The sequence below is a fragment of the Streptomyces sp. NPDC039480 genome, assembly GCF_055597165.1.
The window spans coordinates 39,137-64,619 of sequence record NZ_JBVITX010000005.1 but is presented as its reverse complement, the minus strand read 5'-3'; the positions used below and the strand labels follow the sequence as shown (position 1 = coordinate 64,619).

Below are 25,483 nucleotides of genomic sequence, written 5' to 3'. Positions count from 1 at the left end.
TCCTCTGGTGCGCCCGTACCCCGCCCCCCCAGCTGCTCCTACAGGCCCTCCTCCGTCGGCCTGTGTTCCACGTATTCGATGACCGTGCCGTCGCGGTGGCGAGCTGTGAAGCCCGAGCCCGTGGGGACCTTGATCAGGGGGTCCGTGATCTCCGCGCCTTCCGCTGCCAAGCGGGTCAGGTACGCCTCCGCCGAGTCCACGAGCAGCGTGCCGTCAACGGCGCGGAAGGGGGCCAGCGTTTCCTCGGTGCCCTCGATCAGGAGAAACGCTCCGACCACCGCCAGGTTCAGCCCCTTCTCGGGGTACGTGAACCACATGTCCCGTTCCGTGCCGAGCAGGCGTTCGTAGGACGCCGCCAACTCGTCCAGCGTGCCGGGGGCCGTGTAGACGCGGATGAAGGGGCGGGGCGCGGCGAGGTCGGATGAGTCGTTGCGGTGGCGCCACATGGTGGGAGTTTCCGTCATGGGTTCAGCCTCGGGGTCGGCGGGCAGCGCAGCCAGACAGGCGTTCATGGGGGTGACTCCAGGTCATACGCTGGGCACATGGCGACCACGACGGCGACCACCACGGCAACCAAGCGCCTCGGCACGGAACTTGGCGGGTTCCTGCGCGCCCACCGCGAGCTGCTCTCCCCCGGTGACGTCGGCCTGCCGCACACCGCGCGCCGCCGCACCCCCGGGCTGCGCCGCGAGGAGGTCGCCGCGCTCTCCGGCGTCTCCGTCGCCTGGTACACCTGGCTGGAGCAGGGGCGCGTGGACACCTCCCGGCAGGTGCTCGACGCCGTCGCCCGCGCCCTGCGCCTCGACGACGCCTCCCACCGGCACGCCCTCGCCCTCGCCGGGTTCGCGCCCGGCCCTACGGCGGACCCGCGTGCCTCGTACGATCCCAATCTCCGCGCCATGCTCGACAGTTGGGTCGGCAGCCCCGCGCTGCTCCTCGGCCCCGCCCACGACATCCTCGCCTGGAACCGCGCGTACGCCGACGTATGGCCCGATCCCGCCGAACTCCCCGAAGAGCAGCGCAATCTGCTGCTCCTCCTCGTCGGTGACGAACGGCACCAGCACGTACTGCCCGACTGGCAGCCCGTCGCCATGGACCTCTACCGGCACCTTCGCACCCGCGCGGACCGTCACCCCGAGGGTGAGGACTTCCGGCGCCTCACCGACCGGCTGCGGGACGCTCAGCCCGGCCTGGACGCCTGGTGGGCCTGCCGTTCGGTGGGGGACTTCGCCTCGCGGACCGTCGAGATCACATCACCCGGGGACCGCACCCCACGCCCGTACGGCATGAATCTGCTCCTCACCCCGCAGCCACAGGACATCACCATCCTCGTGATGACACCCATGACGCCTACGGCAGCTACCGCACCTACGACGCCGACGGGTCCACCGTCGCCTGATGCTCCCGCGTCAGGTGCTCCTCGGCCTTGAGCCACGGCAGGAACTGCGCCTTCCTGCGCCACCCGCAGGTCACGCAGCACAACTGCCGCTGCACGCCCGCCTTCTGGACCTCGACCACGTGCTCCCGCCCGTGCTGGTCCCATCGTCTGACCCTGCTCGTCGTCGTGGGCGTAGGCATGCGCCTCAGTGTGCACGGAAGCCCCCGGTTCCATAACCCGGAACCGGGGGCTTCCCACAACCGATGTCGGTCGATGCGTCAGCAGCCCACGAGACGCGTCGCGAGGTAGCCCTCGATCTGGTCGAGGGACACGCGCTCCTGCTTCATGGTGTCGCGCTCGCGCACCGTCACCGCGTTGTCGTCGAGGGTGTCGAAGTCGACCGTCACGCAGTACGGCGTGCCGATCTCGTCCTGGCGGCGGTAGCGGCGGCCGATGGCGCCCGCGTCGTCGAACTCGATGTTCCAGTTCTGCCGCAGGGCGGTCGCCAGGCCCTTGGCCTTCGGGGAGAGCTCCGGGTTCCTCGAAAGGGGCAGGACCGCGACCTTCACCGGGGCGATGCGGTGGTCGAAGCGCATGACCGTCCGCTTCTCCAGCTTGCCCTTGGCGTTCGGGGCCTCGTCCTCGATGTAGGAGTCGAGGAGGAACGCGAGCATCGTGCGGCCGACGCCGGCCGCGGGCTCGATGACGTACGGAGTCCAGCGCTCGCCGGCCTCCTGGTCGAAGTACGACAGGTCCTGGCCGGAGGCCTTGGAGTGCGCGGTCAGGTCGTAGTCCGTGCGGTTGGCGACGCCTTCCAGCTCGCCCCACTCGCTGCCGCCGAACTGGAAGCGGTACTCGATGTCAGCGGTGCGCTTGGAGTAGTGGGAGAGCTTCTCCTTCGGGTGCTCGTACCACCGCATGTTCTCCTCGCGCAGGCCCAGGCCGGTGTACCAGTTCCAGCGCTGCTCCATCCAGTACTCCTGCCACTTCTCGTCCTCGCCCGGCTTGACGAAGAACTCCATCTCCATCTGCTCGAACTCGCGGGTGCGGAAGATGAAGTTGCCGGGCGTGATCTCGTTGCGGAAGGACTTGCCCATCTGCGCGATGCCGAAGGGCGGCTTGCGGCGCGAGGTCTGCTGGACCTGGCCGAAGTTGGTGAAGATGCCCTGCGCGGTCTCGGGGCGCAGATAGGCGACGGAGCCGCTGTCCTGCGTGGGGCCGAGGTGCGTGGCGAGCATGCCGGAGAACTGCTTGGGCTCGGTGAACTGGCCCTTGGTGCCGCAGTGGGGGCAGTTGATGTCCGCGAGGCCGTTGGCCGGCGGGCGGTTGTGCTTGGCCTCGTAAGCCTCTTCCAGGTGGTCGGCGCGGTGGCGCTTGTGACAGGAGAGGCACTCGGTGAGCGGGTCGGAGAAGGTCGCGACGTGGCCGGAGGCCTGCCAGACCTCGCTGGCCAGGATCACCGACGAGTCGATACCGACAACGTCCTCGCGCGAGGTGACCATGTAGCGCCACCACTGGCGCTTGAGGTTCTCCTTCAGCTCGACGCCCAGCGGTCCGTAGTCCCAGGCGGCGCGCTGACCGCCGTAGATCTCACTGCAGGGGAAAACGAAGCCACGGCGCTTGCTGAGGCTGACGATGGTGTCGATCTTGTCGGCGGCCACGGTGCTCTCTTCATTACGACGGCGGACGAAGCGGGTTCACACGCTTCGGGAGCGAATGCTTCAGGTTACCGGCGGCCGGACCCCCCTAATCAAATCGGTTACCGGCGAGCGCTCCCGAGGACCCCTTGTTGACAATCGTTTCCACATTTGTTGAAAATGAGTGTCATGAACGTACGACGCCTGATACCCACCGCCGCCCTTGCCTCCGCCACGGTCCTCGGCCTCACGGCGCTGACCGCCTGCTCGACCTCCGCCGCGGACGACAAGGACGGCAAGCTGGACGTCGTGGCGTCGTTCTACCCCATGCAGTACCTCGCGGAGCAGATAGGCGGCGACCATGTCTCCGTCACCACGCTCACCGAGCCCGGCCAGGAGCCGCACGACCTCGACGTCTCCGCCAAGCAGCGCGGTGAGCTCGAGGACTCGGACGTCGCCCTGTATCTGAAGGGCCTGCAGCCCGCCGTCGACGACGCGATCGACCAGTCCGGCATCGAGACGAAGGTCGACGCCGCCTCGCTGACCAGCACGGAGAAGCACGGCACCGAGGTCGGCGGGCACGCCGACGAGCACGAGGAGGAGGGCCACGAGGGCCACGGCCACGGCCACTCCCACGAAGGCGCCGACCCCCACATCTGGCTCGACCCGGTGAAGTACGCCGAGGTCGCCGAGGGCGTCGGCAAGGCCCTGCAGAAGGCCGACCCGGACAACGCGGCGACGTACAAGAAGAACACCGCGAAGCTCGTGAAGAACCTCGACGGCCTGGACAAGTCCTTCGAGAACGGCTTGAAGAACACCAAGAACAAGGTCTTCATCACCACCCACGCCGCCTTCGGCTACCTCGCCGAGCGCTACGGCCTCACCGAGGAGGCCATCAGCGGCCTCGACCCCGAGGGCGAGCCCAGCGGCAAGCGCGTCAGGGAACTCCAGAAGATGGCGAAGGACGACGGCGTCACCACGGTCTTCTACGAGACGCTCGTCAGCGACCGGACGGCGAAGACCCTCGCCAAGGACACCGGCCTGAAGACCGATGTGCTCGACCCCGTCGAGGGCATCACCGACGACTCCAAGGGCGACGACTACATCCAGGTCATGGAGTCCAACCTCAAGGCCCTGCAGAAGGCCCTGGGCGCCAAGTGACACCCCCTGCGGTTACGGAGGCACGAGCCATGAGCAAGAACGCCGGCACCGGTGAAGGCAGCAGCGAAGGCAGCGGCGAAGCCGTCATATCCCTGCGCAAGGTGACGGCCGAGCTCGGCTCGCGCCCCGTGCTGCGCGGCATCGACCTCACCGTGCGCCGCGGCGAGGTCGTCGCCCTGCTCGGCGCCAACGGCTCGGGCAAGTCCACCGCCGTCCGCACGGTCATCGGGCAGGTCCCCGTGACCGGCGGCGACGTCGAGATCTTCGGCACCCCGCGCCGCCGCTTCCGCGACTGGGCCCGCGTCGGGTACGTCCCGCAGCGCACCACCGCCGCGGGCGGCGTGCCCGCCACCATCACCGAGGTCGTCGCCTCCGGGCGGCTCTCCCGCGCCCGCCTCGGCATCCTGCGCAAGGCCGACCGCGAGGCCGTCGCCCGCGCCATCGACCTGGTGGGCCTCACCGACCGCGCCAAGGACTCCGTCAACGCGCTCTCCGGCGGCCAGCACCAGCGGGTCCTCATCGCCCGCGCGCTGGCCTCCGAGCCGGAGCTGCTGATCATGGACGAGCCGATGGCGGGCGTCGACCTCGCGAGCCAGGAGGTCCTCGCGGCCACCCTGCGCCAGCAGGTCGCGGCCGGCACCTCCGTCCTCCTCGTCCTGCACGAGCTCGGCCCCCTGGAGCCGCTGATCGACCGCGCCGTGGTGCTGCGCGACGGCTGCGTGATGCACGACGGCCCGCCCCCGCGCGCCGTGGGCCAGCACGCCCTGCCCGGCCACGACCACGTCCACCCGCACACCGCCGACGCGGAACCGGTCCGTACCGGCCTGCTGACCTGACCGAGGGCGAGCAACAACCATGGAACTCCTCAACTACGCCTTCATGCAGCGGGCGCTGCTCGCCGCCGTCCTCGTCGGCATCACCGCGCCCGCCGTCGGCATCTACCTCGTCCAGCGCCGCCAGGCCCTGATGGGCGACGGCATCGGCCACGTGGCGATGACGGGCGTCGGCCTCGGCTTCCTGCTCTCGACCTCGCCCGTGTGGATGGCGACGGCGGTCGCGATCGTCGGCGCCGTCGTCATGGAGCTGATCCGCTGGTACGGCAAGACGCGCGGCGACATCGCCCTGGCGATGCTCTTCTACGGCGGCATGGCGGGCGGCGTCATGTTCATCAACCTCGCCCCCGGCGGCTCGAACGCGAACCTCCAGTCGTACCTCTTCGGCTCGCTCTCGACGGTCTCCGAGGAGGACGTCTCGGCGATCTGCCTGCTCGCCGCCTTTGTGGTTCTCGTCACGGTCGGGCTGCGCCGCCAGCTCTTCGCGGTCAGCCAGGACGAGGAGTTCGCGCGCGTCACGGGCCTGCCGGTGCGCGCCCTGAACCTGCTCACCGCCGTCACCGCCGCGGTCACGGTCACCGTCGCCATGCGGGTCGTGGGCCTGCTCCTGGTCTCCGCGCTGATGGTGGTGCCGGTGGCGGCCGCGCAGCAGCTGACCAAGAGCTTCGCGGTGACCTTCGCGGTCTCGGTGGCGATCGGCGTCGCGGTGACGCTCGGCGGCACCGTCACCTCGTACTACCAGGACGTACCGCCCGGCGCGACGATCGTGCTCCTCACCATCGGTGTCTTCATCGCCCTGACGGTCCTCGCGACGCCGCTGGCCAGGCGCAGGGCGCGGGCCGCGGCCGCCGCGGAGGCGGCCGGCGATCCCGCGGAGTGCTCGGTACCGGCCCAGCCGGTGGCCAAGGCCTGACCCGGCTCCCGGCCGACCTGGCACAATGGCCCGGCAAGGCCCAGACCAGAGCGTGACGCGAGGAGGCAACCGTGGGAGCCCCGGTTCGAGGCAGGTCGACCCGCCAGCGTGCGGCGGTGGCCGCGGCACTCGACGACGTGGACGAGTTCCGCAGCGCCCAGGAGCTGCACGACATGCTCAAGCACAAGGGCGACTCGGTCGGTCTGACCACGGTCTACCGCACCCTCCAGTCCCTCGCGGACGCCGGCGAGGTCGACGCCCTGCGCACCAACGACGGAGAGACGGTCTACCGCCGCTGCTCGACCGGCGACCACCACCATCACCTGGTCTGCCGCGTCTGCGGCAAGGCCGTCGAGGTCGAGGGCCCCGCGGTCGAGAAGTGGGCCGAGGCGATCGCCGCGGAGCACGGCTTCGTGAACGTGGCGCACACGGTGGAGATCTTCGGTACGTGCCAGGAGTGCGCGAGCAAGTAGTTCGTACGTAGGTGAAGGGGCCCGCACCGTCGCGCTGACGGTGCGGGCCCCTTCGCGGTCCATGGGCCTAACTGTTCGCGATCTGCTCCTCATTGGGGATCGCGCCGCCGAAGCGGCGATCCCGGGAGGCGTATTCGAGACAGGCGCGCCACAGGTCGCGGCGGTCGAAGTCCGGCCACAGGACGTCCTGGAAGACCATCTCGGCGTAGGCGCTCTGCCAGAGCAGGTAGTTGGAGGTGCGCTGCTCGCCGGACGGGCGGAGAAAGAGGTCGACGTCCGGCATGTCCGGGTAGTACAGGTACTTCGCGAAGGTCTTCTCGGTGACCTTGGCCGGGTTGAGCCGGCCCGCCTTCACGTCCTCCGCGATGGCAAGGGCCGCGTCGGCGATCTCGGCGCGGCCGCCGTAGTTCATGCAGAAGTACAGGGTCAGCTTGTCGTTGTCCTTGGTCTGCTCCTGGGAGATCTCCAGCTCCCTGGCGACCGACTTCCACAGCTTGGGCATCCGGCCGACCCAGCGCACCCGCACGCCGAGGTCGTCGAGCTGGTCGCGGGTCTTGCGGATGAAGTCGCGGTTGAAGTTCATCAGGAACTTCACCTCGTCCGGTGACCGCTTCCAGTTCTCCGTGGAGAAGGCGTAGAGCGAGATCGCGCCGACGCCCATCTCGATGCTGCCCTGGAGCACGTCGAGGACGCGCTCGGCGCCGACCTTGTGCCCCTCGGTGCGCGGCAGGCCGCGGTCCTTGGCCCACCGCCCGTTCCCGTCCATGACGATCGCCACGTGCTGCGGGACCAGCTCACCGGGGATCTTCGGCGGTCGCGCGCCCGAGGGGTGGGGCTCGGGCAGCTGATACTCACGGCGGGACCGTCCGAGGATTCCGCGTCGTGCCATGGGGGGCTCTCTCCTACCTAGCTGTTCCGCACGCGACGAGCTCACGTGCCTTTCTCTACGTACCGCAAAGAACGCAGTCCGCGCTCCAGGTGCCAGTGCAGATAGGCGGAAACAAGCCCGCTGCCCTCCCTGGCGTGCCGCGCCTCGCACGCGTCCGCCGTCTCCCAGTCTCCGGTGAGCAGCGCGCCGAGCAGCGTGAGCGTCTCCGTCGACGGTACGACGCTGCCGGGCACCCGGCAGTCGACGCAGATCGAGCCGCCCGCCGCGACGGAGAAGAAACGGTTCGGGCCCGGCATGCCGCACTTCGCGCAGTCGGTGAAGCTGGGCGCGTAGCCGTTCACGGCGAGGGAGCGGAGCAGGAAGGCGTCGAGGACGAGGTGGGGCGCGTGTTCGCCGCGCGACAGGACGCGCAGGGCGCCGACGAGCAGCAGATACTGCTGCACCGCGGACTCGCCCTCGTGGTCCGTGAACCGCTCGGCGGTCTCCAGCATGGCCGTACCGGCGGTGTAGCGGGCGTAGTCGGTGACGATGCCGCTACCGTACGGCGCGATGGTCTCGCTCTGCGTGCAGAGCGGCAGCCCGCGCCCGACGAGCTCGCTTCCGCGCGCGAAGAACTGCACGTCGACGTGCGAGAACGGCTCGAGCCTGGCCCCGAACTTGGACTTGGTCCGCCGCACTCCGCGGGCGACGGCACGCACGCGCCCGTGCCCGCGGGTAAGTATGGTGATGATGCGGTCCGCTTCGCCCAGCTTCTGGGTGCGCAGGACGATCCCGTCATCCCTGAAGAGACTCATCGCGCGCCCCCTCGGGTGTCCGGCCGGGGGTACGGGGGTCGCCCCCCGGGAGACAGCAGCATGATGCGGTCCGCTTCGCCCAGCTTCTGGGTGCGCAGCACGATGCCGTCGTCGCGGAACAGACTCATGGGGTCATTCTCGCGTACGGATCGACCTCACAGGTCGTCGGGGAGCAACCGGAACGCCCGGTGCGCGGTCAGGGGGCGCATCATCCGGAAGTGCGCGTCCGTGGTCAGCATGTCGGCGGTGTGGAAGGCCGCCGCGAGGGTGACGTTCATGGCATCCGCCAGACCGACGCCCTTGCCGCCCGCCGCGTCGCCGTACCCACGCATGACCGCCATGGCTCCGCGCAGGTGAGGAGCCGTCTCCGGGATCTCGAAGCGGCGTGCCTCCGCTTGGCGGGCGATGAAGTCCAGAGCCGTCATGGACGCCTGGGCCCCCACCCGCTCGGTCAACAGGTAGTCGAGCTCCGTGAGCACCATGGGCGAGACGACCAGGTACCCGACACGGGCGAGCGCCTCCTTGTGCGCCGCATGCCGCGGATCCTTCGGCGTGAAGAGGCGGTACAGGGCGTTCGTGTCCGCGATCGCCACCGGGATCTCAGACACCCGCCGCCCCCATACCGCCCATGCCGCGCAGGACATCGTCGATCTCGTCGTCCGTGAGCGCCGGCCCTTCGAGGTCCGGGAGATCGAGCGGACCCATCGGATCGGTGCGGAACGGGTAGGAAGGCTGCCCCAGGCGCCCACCCCTCGGCACGATGTCCCCTATCGGCACGCCGTCCTTGGTGATCGTCACCGTCTCACCCGCTTCGACGCGGGCCATCACGCGCGACGTCTGCTGGTTGAGCTCGCGCAGAGGGACGTCGCTACCGCTCCCAGTGTTTCCGGCCATGAATTCAGCGTACTACTTGTGCGTACTACGCGTTCTACACCCTGGCCTGCCCCCTCACGTCAGGGCACCTCGCCCCGGCTTCGCGCGTTCGCGTACGCCGTCGCCGCGCGCAGCCGCTCCGCCGTCGTCGCCGTGCGGATCGCCTCCGGGGCGCAGTCCCACTCGCGGCCCCCTCCGTAGGGGCGCAGCTGGACGTACGGACCCTCGTGGCCCATCACCCGCCCCACACGGCCACTGCGCGTATCGACGACGTACGCGCCCACCGGAAGGTTCGCCGGCACGTTCATGGCGCGCTCCTCAGCGCGGCCGCGAGGCGGGCCGCCGTGTCGGCGGAACAGCCTCCCAGTTCGATCCGCGGACACGGGGATTCCCTGGCGATGCTCGCCGGGTCGATCCCCAAGGACGGCAACACAATTCCCGCTCGCGTCAGCGCGGCGCGCAATTCCTTCACGGTTTCCTCCGCCTGTTCGATACATGCCACTGCGTGGTGCTTTCCGTCCGCCTTCACGTGGCTCCCCTTCGCCTTCGGATTTCACTCTTCTCACCCCCACAGTGACGCACGCCACCTACACTCGGCAGCAGTCTGTCCTCTACAACTGCGGGGCAGTGGAAGGCGGTTGGCCATGGCCAATGGTTCGCGGCAGGCGGCCTGGGAGTTCTTCGGCGCGGAGCTGAAGCGACGCCGCGAGGAGGCTGGGCTCAGCCAGTCCGCACTGGGGGTACGGGTATTCGTATCCGGGGGATACATCGGCCAGTTCGAGCAGGCCATTCGAAAACCTCAGCTGGATGTGGCGCAGCGTATTGATGAGGTGCTGCAAACCGATGGCTTTTTCGAACGGTTGTGGCGCAAGCTCATCAAGGATCAGCCTTTTACGGAGTACTTCGCGCACGCGGCGGAGCTGGAGCGGCTGGCGACGAAGATCTACGAGTTCGAACCGGCTCTGATCCCCGGGTTGTTGCAGACTCCCGAGTACGCGCGGGGACTCTTCACAGCAAGCAACCCGTTCGCAACGGACGAGTACATCGAGGAGCTGCTCCAGGCGCGCATGGACCGCACGGCACTACTCAAGGACGCTACACGCCCCGTGTATTGGGTGATCGTGCACGAGACCGCTCTGCTCATCCCTGTCGGCGGCTCCCTCACCATGGCCGGCCAGCTCACCCACCTCAGCTCGATGTTGCGCGGACGCAAGGTGGTGCTTCAGGTGATCCCCTTCGCTGCCGGGGCGCACCCAAGGATGGGCAAGATGATGAAGCTCATGGAATTCGACGATGCTCCGCCAACCGTCTATACCGAGGGCGTGCATTCGTCGAGCCTGCTTGATGAGCCGTCAGTGGTGAAGCGAGTACAAGCGTCCTACGATCTGCTCAGGGCCGTCGCATTGTCGCCGGAGGCGTCCCTGGACCTGATCGATTCGGTGTCGGAGGACTACAGACGATGCGCGAGTACGACCTGAGTACTGCCCCTTGGCGCAAGAGCAGCTACAGCAGCGGCGATGAAAGCGACAACTGCGTCGAGGTTGCCGACGGGGTCCCCGGGGTCGTCCCCGTGCGGGACAGCAAGGTCCCGCAGGGGCCCGCCCTGGTGATCGGCGCCGGTGCCTGGTCCGTGTTCGTGGCGATGGTCGCCCCTTGAGGGGCGCGGGGAACTGCGCGGCCGGCCCCCACCGGCCCGCAGCTCAGGCGAAGCCCTCGGACAGCGCCTGCGTCTCCGCGTACGAGGGGATCTCGCCGCTCACCGACAGGTCCCGCGCCGCCGCCACCGCCGCGCCCAGCGCCGCGCGGAAGAGCAGCGACCCGCAGCTGACCCTGCGTACGCCCGCCTCGGCGAGTTCCGGCAGGGACGGCCCCTCAGGGGCGTGGAGGGTGTTGAGCGGGGTGCCTTCGAGGGCCGAGGTCAGCTCGGCGATGAGAGGCAGGTCGCGGAGGCCCGGGACGAACACCCCGTCCGCGCCCGCCTTGCGGTAGGCGTCCAGTCGTTCCCCGGTCTCCGGGGCCCTCCCCGCGCCCGGCAACCAGTACGTGTCCGTGCGGGCGTTGACGAAGAGCCGGCCGCCGACGGACTCCCGTACGGCCTGGAGGATCTCGCACTGGTGCGTGACGTCCCGTAGCGTGCCGTCCTCGCGGCCGTCCTCGATGTTGATGCCGACGATTCCCGCCGTCGCCAACTCGGCGACCAGAGAAGCCACTTCCTCCGGTCGGTCGCTGAAGCCGCCCTCGATGTCGACGCTGATCAGCGCGTCGAGGCGGGCCAGGCCGCGGGCCAGCCGGACGGTCTCCGCCCGGGTGGCACCCGTCCCGTCGGGCAGGCCCGCCGCGGCCGCCACGCCCAGGCTGGTCGTGCCGACCGCACGAAACCCGGCGGCGGCCAGCGCGGCGGCCGACGCGTGGTCCCAGGCGTTGGGCAGCAGCAGGGGCGCACCGGCGCGGTGCAGATCGCGGAATTCCTCGTATCGACGTGTCATGCCATGACGGTAGAGCGGTGGAGCGGTACACGGGTGTACGTCGCTCACTCCTCCCGCACGGGGAAGTACTGGCGAGGCGTGAGGCCCACGATGTGGTGGAACGCCGCGGCGAAGGAGCTCGCGGAGGCGTAGCCGACGCGGCGGGCCACCGCCTCCAGGGGGAGGCCCTCGGCCAGGAGGGGCATCGCGGCACGCATACGCAGGCGTTGGCGCCACTGGCCGAAGGCGAGGCCCGTCTCGGTGGTGAAGAGGCGGGCCAGAGTGCGGGCGCTCGCGCCGACCTGGGTGCCCCAGGACGCCAGCGCGCGGCCATCCGCCGGGTCGGCGACCAGGGCCCGGGCGACCTCGCGGGCCCTCGGGTCCGTCGGCTCGGGCGCGGACACGTCCGTCACCGGCACCGGGTGCAGCGTGTCGAAGAGGACCGCTTCCGCGCGGGCGCGGGCCTCGTGCGTCAGGTCGTCGCGCACCAAGTGGTCGAGGAGCGCGCGGAGCAGGGGGCCGACCGCCAGGACCGTCGGCTCCGGCCAGGAAGTGGAGGCGGGGCAGTGCGCGGGGGGCAGGTACAGGCTGCCCATCAGTGCGTCGCCCTCCGACTCCGGCGCGTGGGGCAGGCCCGCGGGGATCCACAGGGCGAGGGACGGCGGCAGCAGCCAGGAGCCGCGGCCGGTACGGATGCGCAGCAGCCCCCGCGCGGGCCAGGCGAGTTGGTGCTCGGTGTGCTGGTGCGTGGGGAGGGCGTGGCCGCGAGGCAGGGGGAAGTCGCCGATGAAGAGCGCGGTGCCGTGGGACCGGAGGTCGGGTGCCGGCTGTCCGTTGCGCGACATGGGTCGGCAGCCTAGCCCGTGGTGGGACCCTGTGCGCCCGGCCTAGCGTCGTCGTATGCCGATGAACTTCGCACACCGCAGGTTCTGCAGCTCCGAGAAGTGGGCGCGGATGGTCAAGGACCACGTGCTTCCGTGGGCGCTCGAAGGCGTCGAACTCGGCGACGACGTCGTGGAGATCGGCCCCGGCTACGGGGCGAACCTCCGCGCGCTCGTCGATCTGGCGCCCCGCCTCACCGCCGTCGAGATCGACGCGGACACGGCGCGGATCCTGGAGCGGAAGTGGGGGGACCGCGCGCGGATCCTGCACGCGGACGGCGCGGCGATGCCGCTGCCCGACGCCACGTATTCGTCCGTCGTCTGCTTCACCATGCTCCACCACGTCCCGACGGACGAACTCCAGGACCGCATCTTCGCCGAGGCGTTCCGCGTGCTGCGCCCCGGCGGTGTCTTCGCGGGCAGCGACGGGCAGCCGAGCCTCGCGTTCCGGGTGCTGCACCTCCGCGACACCAGCAACACGGTGGCGCCGGCGGGGCTCCCCGACCGCCTGAAGGCCGCGGGCTTCACGGAGGTGGCGGTCGGTCTGCATCCGCGCAATGGTGCGCTGCGCTTCCGCGCGCACAAGACGTAGCTCAAAATGTGGCCATGAAGAGTGACTTGTTCTCCAGTGACCACATGGCCCAGCCGGCTCTCGCCCCCGGCATGACGCTCCAGAATGCCAAATCCATCAAGTACGCGGTGGACGGCGAGATGTTCGCACGACAGGGCGCCATGATCGCCTACCGGGGCGACCTGCAGTTCGAGCGCAAGGGGCAGGGCGTGGGCGGCATGCTCAAGCGCGCCATGACCGGCGAGGGGCTGCCGTTGATGGCCGTGCGCGGCAAGGGCGAGGCGTGGTTCGCGCACGAGGCGCAGAACTGCTTCGTCGTCGACATCGAGCCCGGTGACGTCCTCACGGTCAACGGCCGCAACGTCCTCTGCTTCGACGCGTCCCTCTCGTACGAGATCAAGACCGTGAAGGGCTCGGGCATCGCCGGGGGCGGGCTCTTCAACAGTGTGTTCACCGGCAGCGGGCGGCTCGGCCTGGTCTGCGACGGGAACCCGCTGGTGATCCCCGTGTCGCCGCAACAGCCGGTGTACGTCGACACGGACGCGGTGGTCGGCTGGACCGCGAGCCTCAGCACGTCTCTGCACCGCTCGCAGTCCATCGGGTCGATGATCCGCGGCGGCTCGGGCGAGGCCGTGCAGCTGAAGCTGGAGGGCGAGGGGCACGTCATCGTGCGGCCGAGCGAGGTGACGCCGCAGAAGGCACAGCAGCACTGAGCCCTCCCCCGGCCACGGGGGTGTCGGGGGGGGGACGGCTCAGGGCCTGGGGGTCTGGGGCCGGAGCCTCGGGACCTCCGTGGTCGATAACCGGCCGAGCGCCGCTACAGCCGGTGAGCAGGCGTCTTGTGCAAGCAAGTACCTTTCGTCTCATGCTTGTTGACCAAGGAGACGAGAGGGCGGGTGTGCGGCTGCGGCCGCCGCGCCATCCCCTGGACCGCCGCGCCGTCGCCTGGTGGCGTACGCAACTGCTGCTGACGACGGCCGTCCCGGTCGGCGTCCTGGTCCTGCTCGCCGCGCTCATCGCGCCGGCCCGCTTCTGGCTGCTGCTGCCCGCCGCGGTCGTCGCGGTGCCGGGGCTGCTCGCCGGGGCGCTGCTCCCACTGTGGTGGTACAAGGTCCACCGCTGGGAGGTCACCGACGACGCGGTGTACGTCCGGACCGGCTTCTTCTGGATGGAGGGCCGGATCGCGCCGATGTCGCGGCTCCAGACCGTCGACACGATGCGCGGGCCCGTCCAGCGGATCTTCGGGCTGACGACCGTGACGGTCACCACGGCGTCCGCCAAGGGCGCCCTGAAGGTCAAGGGGCTCGACCACGCGACCGCCGCCGAACTGGCCGAGCGGCTCGCCCTCGTCACCCAGGCGACACCGGGCGACGCGACGTGAGCGGGGTGGCCGAGTCCCCCGGCGCCCCCGCGGCCTCCGGTGCCCCCGGTGCCTCCACGGCCTCCAGTGCCCCCGGTGTCGGCGATGTCCACGACGAGCCCGGCTGGCGGCGGCTCGACCGGCGTTCGCTGCTCGTCACCGTGCAGATGACCGGCGGCGTGGTGACCGCCATCGGGCTGCCGATCACCCTCAGCTTCCAGGGCTGGGTGGACATGGGGCCCGTGATCGCCTGGGCGGTGGGCCTGAGCCTGCTGGTGATCGCGTGCGGTGTCGGGCTCGACGCGCTGCGGCTGCGCCACAGCCGCTACCGCGTCGGGCCCGAGCGGGCCGAGCTGCGCAGCGGCATCCTCTTCGCCAAGCACCGCTCCCTGAGCCGCGAGCGGATACGTTCCGTCGACCTCGTCGCCCACCCGCTGCTGCGCCTCCTCGGCCTGGTGGAGGTGCGGATCGGCACCGGCGAGCAGAGCTCCGCCCAGGAGGCCACCCTCGAACTCCGCCCGGTCCGCAGGGCCGAGGGCGAGCGGCTGCGGCGCGAACTGCTCAGCCGGGCGGCCCCCGACGCCGCGTCGGACGCGGAGGGCACGATCGCCGCCCTCGACTTCCGCTGGATCAGGTACGCCCCCCTGTCCTTCGTCACCTCCGCGCTCGCCGCCGCGGCAGGTGGCGCGGTGATGCAGGTCAGTGAGTGGTTCGGGGTGCAGGAGGAGGTCATCGAGTGGGTGGGTGACCTGTTCCGCGGGATGTCCGTGGCGGGCATCGTGCTCGCCCTGGTCGCGGGGGCGCTGGCCGCCGGGTCGGTGGGGGCGCTCGGGCTGTGGGTCGAGATGTGGTGGAACTACCGCCTCGACCGGGAGCCCGGCGGCACGCTGCGGGTGCGGCGCGGGCTGCTCACGACGCGCTCTGTCTCCCTGGAGGAGGCCCGGCTGCGCGGTGTCGACGTGGTGGAGCCGCTGGGCCTGCGGCTGTCGGGCGCGGCCCGCGTCGACGCGGTCGCCACGGGCCTGTCCCGCCGTGACGAGGAGGACCAGGCGGGCCCCAGCACCCTGCTGCCCGCCGCACCGCGCCGGCTCGCCGACGAGGTGGCGGCGCGTGTCCTGCGGGAACCGGTGACGCCCACCGCCGCGCGGCTCACGGCGCATCCGCGGGCGGCGCGGTCCCGGCGCATCCGCTGGGCGGTGTCGGCGGCGCTGGCGCCCGCGCTGGTCCTGCTGCTGCTCGGGGCGCTCGTCGGGCTGCCGACGCTGACGTATCTGGGGGCGGGCGTCGCGGTGGTCCTGGTGCCGGCCGCGGTGGCGCTCGCCTGCGACGCGTACCGCAGCCTGGGGCACGCGCTCGACGCCGACTATCTGGTCGTACGCTCCGGGACGCTGCGCCGCTCCACGGTGGCGCTGCGCCGCGGCGGCGTCATCGGCTGGACCGTCAAGCAGTCCGTGCTCCAGCGCCGGGCGGGCCTGATCACCCTGAGCGCGACGACGGCCGCGGGCGCGCAGGCGTACGCGGCGTACGACGTGGACGAGGTGGAGGGACTCGCGTTCGCGGAGCGGGCGGTACCGGGCCTGCTGACCCCGTTCCTGGAAGGGGCCCCCACCACGCCCTCGTAAGGGCGCAGGCTCGCGCCCCGTAAGAGGCGCAGGCGGCATCGCCAGCGGCTCCGCCGCGGGGTCGCCCCGTAAGGGGCGCGGGGAACTGCGCGACCAGCCACAACGAACCCGCGGGCTCCAGACCGGCACACGCCCCCGCAAGGGGCGCGGGGAACTGCGCGACCAGCCACAACGAACCCGCACAGTCCCCACACGCCCGCCCCCCTGAACTCAGCGAGCGGCCCGCTTCTCGTAGCCGACGAGGCGGACACACACAGCAAGCCCCTCGATCGCCTGCTCCAGCTCCGTCAGGCCGGGGTAGCTGGGCGCGATGCGGATGGTCGCGTCGCGCGGGTCGTCCCCGTACGGGTGCGTCGCCCCGGCCGGGGTGAGGACGATCCCCGCCTCCGCGGCGCGGCGCACGACCTCCTTGGCGCAGCCGTCCGGGACTTCGAGGGTGACGAAGTAGCCGCCCTTGGGCGACGTCCAGGAGGCGAGGCCCGTGGAGCCGAGTTCCGCGTCCAGGATGCGGGCGACCGTCTCGAACTTGGGCTGCAGCAGGGCGCGCTGCCGCTCCATGTGTGCGCGTACGCCGTCCGCGTCCTTCAGGAACATCACGTGCCGCAGCTGGTTGACCTTGTCCGGGCCGATCGACCGCTTCTGGTTGTTGGCGAGCAGCCACTTCACGTTGGCGGGCGACGAGCCGAAGAAGGCGACGCCCGCGCCCGCCGCGGTGATCTTCGAGGTGGAGCCGAAGACGAAGGCGCGGTCCTCGTGGCCGGCCGCGGCGCAGGCGGCGAGCAGGTCGGCGATCTCGGCGGGCTCGTCGGTGAGGTGGTGGGCGGCGTACGCGTTGTCCCAGAAGATCCGGAAGTCCGGGGCGGCGGTGGGCATCGCGGCGAGCCGCGCGACGGTCTCGTCGCTGTAGACGACGCCGTCGGGGTTGCTGTACTTCGGTACGCACCAGATGCCCTTGACCGCCGGGTTCTCGGCGGCAAGCCGCTCGACCTCGGCCATGTCGGGGCCTTCGGCGGTCATCGGCACGGGGATCATGTCGATGCCGAACCGCTCGCAGAGCGCGAAGTGCCGGTCGTAGCCGGGCACCGGGCAGAGGAACGCGATGCGCTCCTGGTCCACCCAGCGCGACTCTGCGCCGGGCAGGACGCCGAGGAGGGCGTGCACGAGGCAGTCGTGCATCAGCTCCAGGCTGGAGTTGCCGAGCGCGAGGAGCTGCCCGGCGGGCACCTGGAGCAGCTCGGCGAAGATCTCCCGCAGCTCGGGCAGCCCCTGGAGCCCGCCGTAGTTGCGCACGTCGGTGCCGTCGGCGGCGGTGTGCCGCCCGCCGGGCAGGCTCAGCAGGTCCTCGGCGAGGTCGAGCTGCTCGGGCGCCGGCTTGCCACGCGTCAGGTCGAGGGAGAGCCCGCGCCCGGCGAGGTCGGCGTACTCCTGCCGCGCCCGCTCGAGCAGCCCGGCGAGGGCCGGGGCGTCGGGGGCCGTGGCATCGGGGCTCAGCTCGGTGGTCATGGTGTCGCCTCTCGCAGGTCGGGTGGAGCCTGCCGAGGATACAAACCGACGCGGCGTGGCGACCTGGACGACCGCACCGCGAGACTGCGGCCCCGGGCCGGGCCCGGCCCGTCATCCAACCTTTCGAAGCTCCCCGTCGTCGAAGACAGCGACCATCACCAGACTCCCGCCGAGCGCTTCGATGTAGCGGGCCATGACCTCCGTGCCCGAGATCTGGCCACTCTCGATCTGCGAGACCCTGCCCTTGCTGACACCCATCCGCTCGGCCACCTGCGCCTGGGTGTAGCCCCGCTCCCGGCGCATCTCGACCAAACGCCAGGCCCGCGCTTCGGCCAGCATGCGCTGAGCCCCTGCAAGGAACGCGTCGCGTCCGCCCGACAGCTCCTCGGCCCGGGCCCGGTGCCCACTGGCCGACCACCTGATGTGTCCGCTCACTTCCCCAGCTCCTTCTCACGCTCGGCGACGTACTCCGCGTACCGACGCTCCGCCAGCGGGATGGCCTCGTCGTACCAGGCGCTCCAGTTACCGGCCTTGTCTCCGGCCACCAGCAGGATCGCGGCTCGCACGCCGGATCTGCCTTCTCCAAGTCGCTGAGCCATTGATCCACCTCGTCGGTCAGGTAGATGTCCCACTGCTCTTCCACTCCTGAACCCTTCTCACCCGAGTTTAGCATTCACTAAACATGGAGGGCTCGACGCCGCAAGCCGGAACTCAGCTTCCTCACCCGCACGAGTACCTCGTCTGGAGTCTTGACCAGCCCCCCGCCCGCTCCTATCGTCGCCACGCCACCCATGACGTAGGACGTGGGACCTCTTAGGTAGGCAAGGGAGACACAGTGACCGATCTGCCCTCTCCGACCGTGCGCCGCGCCGTCCTGCCGGACCGCCGGGCCTTCCTCAAGTACTCGGGTGCGCTGAGCGCGGCCGCCGCCGTCACGACCACGCTCTCCGCCTGCTCGGCGGGGCCCGAGTCGACCAATGAGACCGGGGGCGGCGGTCAGGGCGGCGGGTCGACGCTCACGGCTGTCATCGGGTACGGGAACGACGGCAGCTGGGACCCGACCCAGACCGCGTCCGCCTTCGCGATGGCCGGCAACGAACACATCTACGAGGGGCTGCTCGGGACCGATCCGATCACCCGTGAGCCGTACGCCGCGCTCGCCACGGAGATCCCGAACGACCTCAAGGCGACGACGTGGAAGTTCACCCTGCGGCCGGGGGCCAAGTGGCACGACGGGAAGCCCGTCACCGCCGACGACGTCGTGTTCGTCTTCGACCGCATCCTCGACCCGAAGACCCAGACGCTCGCCAAGGGCTTCTTCGCGAGCTGGCTGAAGGAGGTCAGGAAGGTCGACGCGACCTCCGTCGAGCTGGTGCTGAAGTTTCCCTTCCCCGACGGCGCCGCCCGGCTCTCCCTCGCCAAGATCATGCCGAAGCACGTGTTCGGCGAGCCCGGCGCCTGGGACGACGCGACCAAGGGGAAGGCGGTGGGTTCGGGACCGTACAAGCAGGCCTCGCACCACCCCAAGTCGAACACCACCTTCGAGGCCTTCGACGACTACAACGGCCCGCGCAAGGCCGCCTTCAAGAAGATGAACTGGCTGACCATCGTGGACGCCGCGCCGCGCGTCGCGAAGATCTCCGGCGGCAGCGCGGACGCGGAGATCGCCGACAACATCCCGTACGCCAACATCGAGCAGCTGAAGAAGGGCGGCATGACCGTCGAGGGCGGGGCCGGGATGAACAATCTCTTCCTGCTCTTCAACACGGCCCACAAGCCGTTCGACGACGTCCGCGTCCGGCAGGCCCTGCACTACGCCATCGACCGCGACAAGATGATCCGGGCCGCCCTCAAGGGCCACGGCAAGGCGTCCACCTCCTTCCTCAACGAGGCCAACCCCTCCTACCGGCCCGCCAGAACCGTCTATGGATACGACCTCGCCAAGGCCAAGAAGCTGCTGAAGGACGCGGGCGTCGGCTCGCTGAAGATCAACCTCATGGCCGTCAACGTGAGCTGGATCGTGGACTGCCTGCCGACCATCCAGGACGGCTGGGAGAAGCTCGGCGTCGAGGTCACCCTCGACCCGCAGGAGACCACCGCCGTCTTCACCAAACTGGACCAGAAGAAGGACTTCCAGATCGTCGCGGCCGCCTCGAACCCCAACCAGTTCGGGCTCGACGCCGACCTGATCATGCACTACAACTACGGCCCCGAGAACCTCTGGATGGGCTACGCGCGATGGGCCGACGACGCCGTCGCCAAGAAGCTCTTCAAGGACATGGCCGCCGCCACCCGCGAGCCCGAGGCCGGCCGGAAGAAGACCATGATCCAGGAGTACATCGACGTCGTCGCGGAACAGGCCGTCCTCTACCCCGTCGTCCACAACGAACTCATGACCGCCTGGGACCCGAAGAAGGTCACCGGCGTCAAGGCCCAGCCGTATCCCGGGATCAACCTGCTGCAGGCCAAGTGGGTGTGAGCGCCGCACAGTTCAGGAGTCGCATGCCGTGACCTCAGTCCTCAGAATCCTGGCCCGCCGCGTCGCCCTGCTCGTCCCGCTGCTGCTCGGCATCGTGCTCTTCGTGTTCCTCGTGATGCGCTTCTCGGACGTCGACCCGGCGTCCGCGTTCTACCAGGGCGCCAACCCGACACCCGAGCAACTGCACCAGTTCCGTGAGGAGAACGGGCTCCTCGACCCGCTGCCCGTCCGCTACGTCGCCTTCGTCGGCGACCTGCTCCACGGCGACATGGGCATCAGCGTCCTCAACCGCTCCCCCGTCGTCGACCAGGTCACCACCGCCCTACCGCTCACCATGCAGCTCACCTTCCTCGGGCTCGGCATCGCGGTCGTCCTCTCCCTCACCCTCGGCGTCACCGCCGCGATCTACCGCGACCGGCTGCCCGACCAGCTCATCCGCGTGATCTCCCTGACCGGTGTCGCGGCGCCCGGCTTCTGGCTGGCGCTGCTGATGATCCAGTACCTGGCCGTGGACCTCGGCTGGTTCCCGACCGGCGGCTACATCAACCCCGCCGACTCCCTCACCGGCTGGCTCAAGACCATGACGCTGCCCGCCCTCGCGCTCTCCCTGCCGGTGGCGGCCGGCCTCACCCGTATCATCCGCACCGCCGTGGTCGAGGAGCTCGACAAGGACTACGTCCGCACGGCCATCGGCAACGGCCTCCCCCCGGTGGTCGTCGTCGGCCGCAACGTCCTGCGCAACGCCCTGATCAACCCGCTCACCGTCCTCGGCCTGCGCGTCGGCTATCTGCTCGGCGGCGCCGTCGTCATCGAGACGATCTTCTCGCTGCCCGGCATGGGGAAGCTGATGATCGACGCCGTGAAGAACGGCGACCCGGCCGTCGTCCAAGGCGTCGTCATCACCACGGCCGTCGGCTTCGTCGTCGTGAACCTCGTCATCGACGTCCTCCACCTCCTGGTCAACCCGCGCCTGAGGGGGTCGAGTTGATGTTCACCTCACGCAAGGCGCTGACCGAGCGCCTCGCCGTGCCCGGCCTACGGATCCGCTCCTTCCGCAAACTCCCGGTGCTGTCCCGGATCGCGGTCGGCGTCGTCGCACTCGTCGTCCTGGTGGCGCTGTTCGCCCCGCTCATCGCCCCGCACGACCCGCTCGACCAGCAGCCCCAGACCGACGGCACCGGCCACCCCTCCGCCGACCACTGGATGGGCCAGGACAGCCTCGGCCGCGACATCCTCAGCCGGCTGATGTACGGGGCGCGCTGGTCGCTGGCCATCGGGCTCGGCGCCACCCTTCTCGCCCTCGTCGCCGGCGCCCTCATCGGCGCGGTCGCGGCGACCTCCCGCAAGGCCGTCGACGAGACGTTGATGCGCTGCCTGGACGTCGTCATGGCGTTCCCCGGGATCGCGCTCGCCGCCGTGCTCGTCGCGGTGTTCGGCGGCGGCATCCTCGTCCTGATCTGCGCCATCGCGTTCCTGTTCACCCCGCCCATCGCCCGTGTCGTACGGGCCAACGTCCTCGACCAGTACGGCGAGGACTATGTCGTCGCCGAACGGGTCCTCGGCGCCCGCACCCCGCACATCCTGATCCGCCACGTCGCCGTGAACTGCGCGGCGCCCGTCCTGGTCTTCTGCACCGTGCAGGTCGCCGAGGCCATCGTCTTCGAGGCCTCGCTCTCCTTCATCGGCGCCGGTGTGCGGCCGCCCGACCCCTCGTGGGGCAGCGTCATCGCCGACGGCAAGAACATGGTCCTGATCGGCGGCTGGTGGGCGACGGTCTTCCCCGGGCTCCTGATGCTGCTCACCGTCCTCGCCCTGAACATCCTCTCGGAGGGCGTGTCGGACGCCTGGGCGGCCCCGTCCGGCCGTGACGTCGTCGGTCCTGCCCGTACGCAGGACCGCCTGGAGACCCCCGAGCCCGGCAGCGGCCGGGTCCTCGAACTCCCCGGCCTCACGGAGGCGGCCCACCGCCTCCGCTCCCGCGCCCGGCCCCTCCCCACCGGCGAGCCCGTCCTCGCCGTGACCGGTCTGACCATCTCCTTCCCGCAGCGCCACGAGGGCGTGGACATCGTCGACGGCATCAGCTTCGACGTACGCCCCGGTGAAGTGCTGGGCCTCGTCGGCGAGTCGGGCTGCGGCAAGTCACTGACCGCGCTGACGGTGATGGGCCTGGAGCCGAAGGGCGCCAAGGTCGGCGGCCGGGTCACCTTCGACGGACAGGAACTGACCCGCCTGCCCCCGCGCGCCCGGCGCCGTCTGCTCGGCCACGACATGGCGATGATCTACCAGGACGCCCTGTCGTCCCTGAACCCGGCGATGACGGTCCGCTCCCAGCTCAAACAGGTCGTACGCAGAGGTGGCCGCCGCACCGCGCCCGAACTCCTCGACATGGTGGGCCTCGACCCCGAACGCACCCTGCGCAGCTACCCGCACGAACTGTCCGGCGGCCAGCGACAGCGCGTCCTGATCGCCATGGCGCTCTCCCGCGACCCGAAACTGATCGTCGCCGACGAGCCGACGACCGCGCTGGACGTCACCGTGCAGGCGCAGATCATCCAGCTGCTGCTGCGGCTGCGCGAGGAGCTGGGCTTCGCGCTGATCCTCGTCTCCCACGACCTGGCGCTCGTCGCCGACGTCACCGACCGGGTCGTGGTGATGTACGGCGGGCAGATCGTCGAGACGGGCGTGACGGCGGACCTCGTGGAGTCCCCCGCGCACCACTACACGCGCGGCCTGCTCGGCTCGGTGCTCTCCCTGGAGTCGGCGGCACAGCGCCTCACCCAGATCAAGGGCGTAGTGCCGTCCCCAGCGGACTTCCCCCACGGATGCAGGTTCGCGGACAGATGCCCGCTGGCGAGCGAGGTGTGCCGTACGACGACACCGGAGCTGGCGGGTCCTTCCGGGCACGCAGCCGCCTGCCACCACCCGGCGACGCGCCCTGGAGAAGCCCCTTCAGGGGCGGCTTCAGGGGCGCGGGGAACTGCGCGCCCAGCCACGACGGAGCGTGAGGCGAAATGACGACCACCCCCCTCGTCGAGCTGGACGACGTCCACGTAGTACACAAGGCCAGGTCGGGCGGCCTGTTCTCCCGGGACAAGGTGTACGCCCTGACCGGAGCCACCCTCACCGTCGCCGGAGGCGAAACCGTCGGCATCGTGGGAGAGTCCGGCTGCGGCAAGTCGACCCTCGCCAAGGTCCTCGTGGGCGCCCAGCGACCCACCGCAGGAACCGTCTCGTTCCGCGCCCACGACCTGTGGAAGATGACACCCGCCGAGAGGCGGAGTTCCATCGGCTCCCACACGGGCATGATCTTCCAGGACCCGTCGACCGCCCTGAACCGCAGGCTGCCGGTGGGGCGGATCCTCCGTGACCCTCTCGACGTGCACAAGCGGGGCACGCCGAAGGAACGGGACGAGCGCGTACGGGAGTTGATGGCCCTGGTCGGCCTTCCGAAGGCCCTCGCGGACGGGCTGCCCGGCCAGCTGTCCGGCGGCCAGCGACAGCGCGTGGCGATCGCCCGCGCCCTCGCGCTCGAACCCGACCTGCTGGTCGCCGACGAGCCGACCAGCGCCCTCGACGTGTCCGTCCGCGCCCAGATCCTCAACCTGCTCCTCGACCTGAAGGAACGCCTGGGCCTCGCCCTCGTGTTCGTCTCCCACGACATCCAGACCGTACGCAGGATGAGCGACCGGGTCGTCACGATGTACCTCGGCCGGATCGTCGAGGAGGCCCCGGCCGCGGAGATCCTGGACCGCGCCCGGCACCCGTACACCCGCGCCCTGTTCTCCGCGACGCCCGGGCTGCTCGACCCCATCGACCCGATTCCGCTGGCCGGTCCCGTGCCGTCGGCGACCCGGCCGCCGAGCGGCTGCCCGTTCCGCACCCGCTGCTGGAAGGCGGACGAGGAGTGCGCCACGGCCATGCCGGACGCCCGGTCGTCGGGCGCGGGGCACCGGTTCCGCTGCTTCCACCCCGTCGACGAGGGAGAGTCGACCCACGCACTCGTCACCCAGGCCGCCGCCACGGCCTCCGGCACAGCCGCCACCACAGCTGCCGCCACGGCCCCTGTCACCGCACCGAGGGAGCATCCATGACCCTTCCCACTCCGCTGACCGGTGTCGTCCCGCCCGTCTGCACTCCGCTGACACCGGACCGCGAGGTGGACACCTCCTCCCTCACCAGACTCGTCGACCACCTGGTCGCGGGCGGTGTCGACGGCCTGTTCGTGCTCGGCTCGACCTCGGAGGTCGCGTACCTCACGGACCGGCAGCGGGCGCTCGTCGTCGACACGGTCGTCCGGCACGTGGCCGGCCGGCTGCCCGTCCTCGCCGGCGCGATCGACATGACCACACCCCGCGTCCTGGACCACGCGCGGGCCGCCGCACGGGCTGGCGTGGACGCCGTCGTGGTCACCGCGCCCTTCTACACGCGGACCCATCCGGCCGAGATCGCCCGCCACTTCCGCCTGGTCGCGGAGGGCTGCAGGGTGCCGGTCTTCGCGTACGACCTGCCGATGGCGGTGCACACCAAGCTGGGCGCGTCCCTGGTCCTCGAGCTGGCCCGGGACGGCGTCCTCGCGGGCCTGAAGGACTCCAGCGGCGACGAGGGCGCCTTCCGGAGCGTCGTCCTCGGCAAGCGGTCGGAGCCGGGGCTCGCCGGGTTCAGCGTCCTCACCGGCTCCGAGGTGACGGCCGACTCGGCGCTCGCGATGGGCGCGGACGGCGTCGTGCCCGGCCTCGGGAACGTGGACCCCGGCGGGTACGTCCGCCTCCACCGGGCGTGCCGGGAGGGCGACTGGGCGCTGGCCCGGACCGAACAGGAGCGGCTGTGCGGGCTGTTCGGGATGGTGGCGGCCGGGGATCCGGCGCGGATGGGCGGGAGTTCGTCGGCGCTCGGCGCGTTCAAGGCGGCGCTGCGGCTGCGCGGGGTGATCGACTGCGCGGCCACGGCGGAGCCGCAGATCCCGCTGTCACCGGCGGAGACCGAACGGGTCGGCAAGTACTTGGCGACAGCCGGGCTGCTGTGAGCCGCCCCTCGTGACCGCTACTTGATGTCCGTCTCGCCGAGGGCCGTTACTTGATGTCCGTGTCGCCGAGAGCCTCCATCACCTGGCGGAGCCCGTCGGCCCCCTTCCCGACCAGTTCGCGGTCCACGTCGGCGAGCACGCGCGCGTAGTTCGCCAGGTGGTCGGCGAAGACGGCCCGGGTGACCTCGTGCCCGCGCTCGGTGAGGTGGATCTTGACGGTGCGCCGGTCCACTCCGTCGCGCACCCGCTCCACCAGGCCCTTCGCCTCCATCTTGTCGATCCGGTTGGTGATCGTGCCGGACGACACCATGGAGGCCTTGAGGAAGGTGCCGGCGGTGAGCGCGTAGGGCGGACCGGAGCGCTGGAGCGTGGTGAGGACGTCGAACTCGCCGACGTCGAGGCCGTGTTGGGCGGCGCTGGCCTTCACCGTCTTCTCGACGAGTACGCCCAGCCGCTGGATGCGCCCGAAGAGCTCCACCGGCCAGAGGTCCTCCACCAGGTCGGGGCGCTCGGCGGCCCACTGGCCGATGATCGCGTCCACGGCGTCACTCATCGCCGCGCTCCTCTCGGTACGAATTCCCACGGTGCGAATTCTCTCGGCGAGGACACTACCAGCCCTGACCATCCC

At 70.5% G+C, this 25,483-nt stretch carries 32 protein-coding genes; 16 read left to right on the top strand and 16 right to left on the bottom strand.

Annotation, left to right across the window (positions count from 1 at the left end):
• Positions 1-38: 38 nt before the first annotated feature.
• Positions 39-464: a VOC family protein gene (locus tag ACZ56E_RS17260; RefSeq protein WP_471214939.1), complete on the bottom strand. Its 426-nt coding sequence runs from the start codon at positions 462-464 to the stop codon at positions 39-41.
• Between the two features lie 78 nt (positions 465-542).
• On the opposite strand from ACZ56E_RS17260, the gene ACZ56E_RS17255 reads away from it, so the two are divergent.
• On the top strand, positions 543-1,430 hold the full coding sequence (locus tag ACZ56E_RS17255) for a helix-turn-helix domain-containing protein (RefSeq protein WP_471214937.1): 888 nt from the start codon (positions 543-545) through the stop codon (positions 1,428-1,430).
• Here the strand turns inward: ACZ56E_RS17255 and ACZ56E_RS17250 are convergent.
• Entirely contained in the window at positions 1,369-1,578 is a 210-nt protein-coding gene (locus ACZ56E_RS17250; protein WP_471214936.1) for a hypothetical protein, read from the bottom strand. The genes ACZ56E_RS17255 and ACZ56E_RS17250 overlap by 62 nt on opposite strands.
• Before the next feature lie 78 nt (positions 1,579-1,656).
• Positions 1,657-3,039, bottom strand: a complete 1,383-nt coding sequence (locus ACZ56E_RS17245; RefSeq protein WP_468600948.1) for a glycine--tRNA ligase — start codon at positions 3,037-3,039, stop codon at positions 1,657-1,659.
• 165 nt (positions 3,040-3,204) lie between these two features.
• Here ACZ56E_RS17245 and ACZ56E_RS17240 point away from each other — a divergent pair, with 165 nt between their 5' ends.
• The 4 genes from ACZ56E_RS17240 to ACZ56E_RS17225 all read left to right on the top strand — a co-directional run bounded on the left by ACZ56E_RS17240 (position 3,205) and on the right by ACZ56E_RS17225 (position 6,395).
• Positions 3,205-4,176, top strand: coding sequence for a metal ABC transporter substrate-binding protein (locus tag ACZ56E_RS17240; RefSeq protein WP_471214934.1), 972 nt, complete (start codon positions 3,205-3,207; stop codon positions 4,174-4,176).
• A gap of 29 nt (positions 4,177-4,205) precedes the next feature.
• Positions 4,206-5,012, top strand: a complete 807-nt coding sequence (locus ACZ56E_RS17235; protein WP_468715950.1) for a metal ABC transporter ATP-binding protein — start codon at positions 4,206-4,208, stop codon at positions 5,010-5,012.
• Positions 5,013-5,031: 19 nt separating this feature from the next.
• Entirely contained in the window at positions 5,032-5,922 is an 891-nt protein-coding gene (locus tag ACZ56E_RS17230) for a metal ABC transporter permease (RefSeq protein ID WP_468600954.1), read from the top strand.
• 71 nt (positions 5,923-5,993) lie between these two features.
• Entirely contained in the window at positions 5,994-6,395 is a 402-nt protein-coding gene (locus tag ACZ56E_RS17225; protein ID WP_362999757.1) for a Fur family transcriptional regulator, read from the top strand.
• A gap of 67 nt (positions 6,396-6,462) precedes the next feature.
• Here the strand turns inward: ACZ56E_RS17225 and ACZ56E_RS17220 are convergent, their stop codons facing one another.
• From ACZ56E_RS17220 to ACZ56E_RS17190, 7 genes are read right to left on the bottom strand one after another with little or no spacing between them, the layout of a single operon-like run.
• Complete coding sequence (locus ACZ56E_RS17220; RefSeq protein WP_471214931.1) at positions 6,463-7,284, bottom strand: isoprenyl transferase; 822 nt, start codon at positions 7,282-7,284, stop codon at positions 6,463-6,465.
• 41 nt (positions 7,285-7,325) lie between these two features.
• Positions 7,326-8,078 (bottom strand): DNA repair protein RecO, encoded by a 753-nt coding sequence (gene recO / locus ACZ56E_RS17215; RefSeq protein WP_468600958.1) that lies wholly within the window; start codon positions 8,076-8,078, stop codon positions 7,326-7,328.
• Positions 8,075-8,206, bottom strand: a complete 132-nt coding sequence (locus ACZ56E_RS17210; protein ID WP_471214930.1) for a hypothetical protein — start codon at positions 8,204-8,206, stop codon at positions 8,075-8,077. Before ACZ56E_RS17210 ends, recO begins: the two co-directional genes overlap by 4 nt.
• Positions 8,207-8,233: 27 nt before the next feature.
• Positions 8,234-8,686, bottom strand: coding sequence for a PIN domain-containing protein (locus ACZ56E_RS17205; protein ID WP_471214929.1), 453 nt, complete (start codon positions 8,684-8,686; stop codon positions 8,234-8,236).
• The gene (locus ACZ56E_RS17200; RefSeq protein WP_468600962.1) at positions 8,679-8,972 is read right to left on the bottom strand and encodes a type II toxin-antitoxin system Phd/YefM family antitoxin; all 294 of its coding nucleotides are present in this window, start codon (positions 8,970-8,972) and stop codon (positions 8,679-8,681) included. The genes ACZ56E_RS17205 and ACZ56E_RS17200 overlap by 8 nt, the downstream gene beginning before the upstream one ends.
• Positions 8,973-9,031: 59 nt before the next feature.
• Positions 9,032-9,259: a hypothetical protein gene (locus tag ACZ56E_RS17195; RefSeq protein WP_468600964.1), complete on the bottom strand. Its 228-nt coding sequence runs from the start codon at positions 9,257-9,259 to the stop codon at positions 9,032-9,034.
• Positions 9,256-9,480 carry a hypothetical protein gene (locus tag ACZ56E_RS17190; RefSeq protein ID WP_468600966.1) on the bottom strand — a complete coding sequence of 75 codons (225 nt, stop codon included), beginning with the start codon at positions 9,478-9,480 and terminating at the stop codon, positions 9,256-9,258. Before ACZ56E_RS17190 ends, ACZ56E_RS17195 begins: the two co-directional genes overlap by 4 nt.
• Positions 9,481-9,595: 115 nt before the next feature.
• Between ACZ56E_RS17190 and ACZ56E_RS17185 the strand changes: the two genes are divergently transcribed.
• The gene (locus ACZ56E_RS17185) at positions 9,596-10,429 is read left to right on the top strand and encodes a helix-turn-helix domain-containing protein (RefSeq protein WP_468600967.1); all 834 of its coding nucleotides are present in this window, start codon (positions 9,596-9,598) and stop codon (positions 10,427-10,429) included.
• Positions 10,411-10,608, top strand: a complete 198-nt coding sequence (locus tag ACZ56E_RS17180; RefSeq protein WP_471214927.1) for a DUF397 domain-containing protein — start codon at positions 10,411-10,413, stop codon at positions 10,606-10,608. The genes ACZ56E_RS17185 and ACZ56E_RS17180 overlap by 19 nt, the downstream gene beginning before the upstream one ends.
• A gap of 43 nt (positions 10,609-10,651) precedes the next feature.
• Here the strand turns inward: ACZ56E_RS17180 and ACZ56E_RS17175 are convergent, their stop codons facing one another.
• The gene (locus tag ACZ56E_RS17175) at positions 10,652-11,437 is read right to left on the bottom strand and encodes an isocitrate lyase/PEP mutase family protein (RefSeq protein WP_471214925.1); all 786 of its coding nucleotides are present in this window, start codon (positions 11,435-11,437) and stop codon (positions 10,652-10,654) included.
• A 44-nt stretch (positions 11,438-11,481) separates the two neighbouring features.
• Complete coding sequence (locus ACZ56E_RS17170) at positions 11,482-12,261, bottom strand: AraC family transcriptional regulator (protein WP_471214924.1); 780 nt, start codon at positions 12,259-12,261, stop codon at positions 11,482-11,484.
• Positions 12,262-12,316: 55 nt separating this feature from the next.
• Between ACZ56E_RS17170 and ACZ56E_RS17165 the strand changes: the two genes are divergently transcribed.
• The 4 genes from ACZ56E_RS17165 to ACZ56E_RS17150 all read left to right on the top strand — a co-directional run bounded on the left by ACZ56E_RS17165 (position 12,317) and on the right by ACZ56E_RS17150 (position 15,850).
• Complete coding sequence (locus ACZ56E_RS17165) at positions 12,317-12,889, top strand: class I SAM-dependent methyltransferase (protein ID WP_471214922.1); 573 nt, start codon at positions 12,317-12,319, stop codon at positions 12,887-12,889.
• Positions 12,890-12,903: 14 nt separating this feature from the next.
• The gene (locus ACZ56E_RS17160; RefSeq protein WP_471214920.1) at positions 12,904-13,581 is read left to right on the top strand and encodes an AIM24 family protein; all 678 of its coding nucleotides are present in this window, start codon (positions 12,904-12,906) and stop codon (positions 13,579-13,581) included.
• 152 nt (positions 13,582-13,733) lie between these two features.
• Positions 13,734-14,249 (top strand): PH domain-containing protein, encoded by a 516-nt coding sequence (locus tag ACZ56E_RS17155; protein ID WP_471214919.1) that lies wholly within the window; start codon positions 13,734-13,736, stop codon positions 14,247-14,249.
• Positions 14,246-15,850, top strand: a complete 1,605-nt coding sequence (locus ACZ56E_RS17150) for a PH domain-containing protein (RefSeq protein ID WP_471214917.1) — start codon at positions 14,246-14,248, stop codon at positions 15,848-15,850. Before ACZ56E_RS17155 ends, ACZ56E_RS17150 begins: the two co-directional genes overlap by 4 nt.
• 210 nt (positions 15,851-16,060) lie before the next feature.
• Here ACZ56E_RS17150 and ACZ56E_RS17145 read toward each other — a convergent pair whose 3' ends face one another.
• The 3 genes from ACZ56E_RS17145 to ACZ56E_RS17135 all read right to left on the bottom strand — a co-directional run bounded on the left by ACZ56E_RS17145 (position 16,061) and on the right by ACZ56E_RS17135 (position 17,952).
• Positions 16,061-17,353 carry an aspartate aminotransferase type Ic gene (locus ACZ56E_RS17145; protein ID WP_471214915.1) on the bottom strand — a complete coding sequence of 431 codons (1,293 nt, stop codon included), beginning with the start codon at positions 17,351-17,353 and terminating at the stop codon, positions 16,061-16,063.
• A 111-nt stretch (positions 17,354-17,464) separates the two neighbouring features.
• Entirely contained in the window at positions 17,465-17,788 is a 324-nt protein-coding gene (locus tag ACZ56E_RS17140) for a helix-turn-helix domain-containing protein (RefSeq protein WP_468600985.1), read from the bottom strand.
• Positions 17,785-17,952: a hypothetical protein gene (locus ACZ56E_RS17135; protein WP_471214913.1), complete on the bottom strand. Its 168-nt coding sequence runs from the start codon at positions 17,950-17,952 to the stop codon at positions 17,785-17,787. Before ACZ56E_RS17135 ends, ACZ56E_RS17140 begins: the two co-directional genes overlap by 4 nt.
• A 236-nt stretch (positions 17,953-18,188) precedes the next feature.
• Between ACZ56E_RS17135 and ACZ56E_RS17130 the strand changes: the two genes are divergently transcribed.
• Genes ACZ56E_RS17130 through ACZ56E_RS17110 form a run of 5 tightly spaced genes read left to right on the top strand, consistent with a single transcriptional unit; the run spans position 18,189 to position 24,855 of the window.
• On the top strand, positions 18,189-19,832 hold the full coding sequence (locus ACZ56E_RS17130; protein WP_471214911.1) for an ABC transporter substrate-binding protein: 1,644 nt from the start codon (positions 18,189-18,191) through the stop codon (positions 19,830-19,832).
• Positions 19,833-19,860: 28 nt separating this feature from the next.
• Positions 19,861-20,820: an ABC transporter permease gene (locus ACZ56E_RS17125; RefSeq protein WP_471214909.1), complete on the top strand. Its 960-nt coding sequence runs from the start codon at positions 19,861-19,863 to the stop codon at positions 20,818-20,820.
• Positions 20,820-22,847, top strand: a complete 2,028-nt coding sequence (locus ACZ56E_RS17120) for a dipeptide/oligopeptide/nickel ABC transporter permease/ATP-binding protein (RefSeq protein ID WP_471214907.1) — start codon at positions 20,820-20,822, stop codon at positions 22,845-22,847. Before ACZ56E_RS17125 ends, ACZ56E_RS17120 begins: the two co-directional genes overlap by 1 nt.
• Complete coding sequence (locus ACZ56E_RS17115) at positions 22,844-23,923, top strand: oligopeptide/dipeptide ABC transporter ATP-binding protein (RefSeq protein ID WP_471214906.1); 1,080 nt, start codon at positions 22,844-22,846, stop codon at positions 23,921-23,923. Before ACZ56E_RS17120 ends, ACZ56E_RS17115 begins: the two co-directional genes overlap by 4 nt.
• Complete coding sequence (locus tag ACZ56E_RS17110) at positions 23,920-24,855, top strand: dihydrodipicolinate synthase family protein (protein ID WP_471214904.1); 936 nt, start codon at positions 23,920-23,922, stop codon at positions 24,853-24,855. The genes ACZ56E_RS17115 and ACZ56E_RS17110 overlap by 4 nt, the downstream gene beginning before the upstream one ends.
• A 46-nt stretch (positions 24,856-24,901) precedes the next feature.
• On the opposite strand, the gene ACZ56E_RS17105 is transcribed toward ACZ56E_RS17110, so the two are convergent.
• Positions 24,902-25,408, bottom strand: a complete 507-nt coding sequence (locus ACZ56E_RS17105; protein WP_471214902.1) for a MarR family winged helix-turn-helix transcriptional regulator — start codon at positions 25,406-25,408, stop codon at positions 24,902-24,904.
• Between the last annotated feature and the right edge of the window lie 75 nt (positions 25,409-25,483).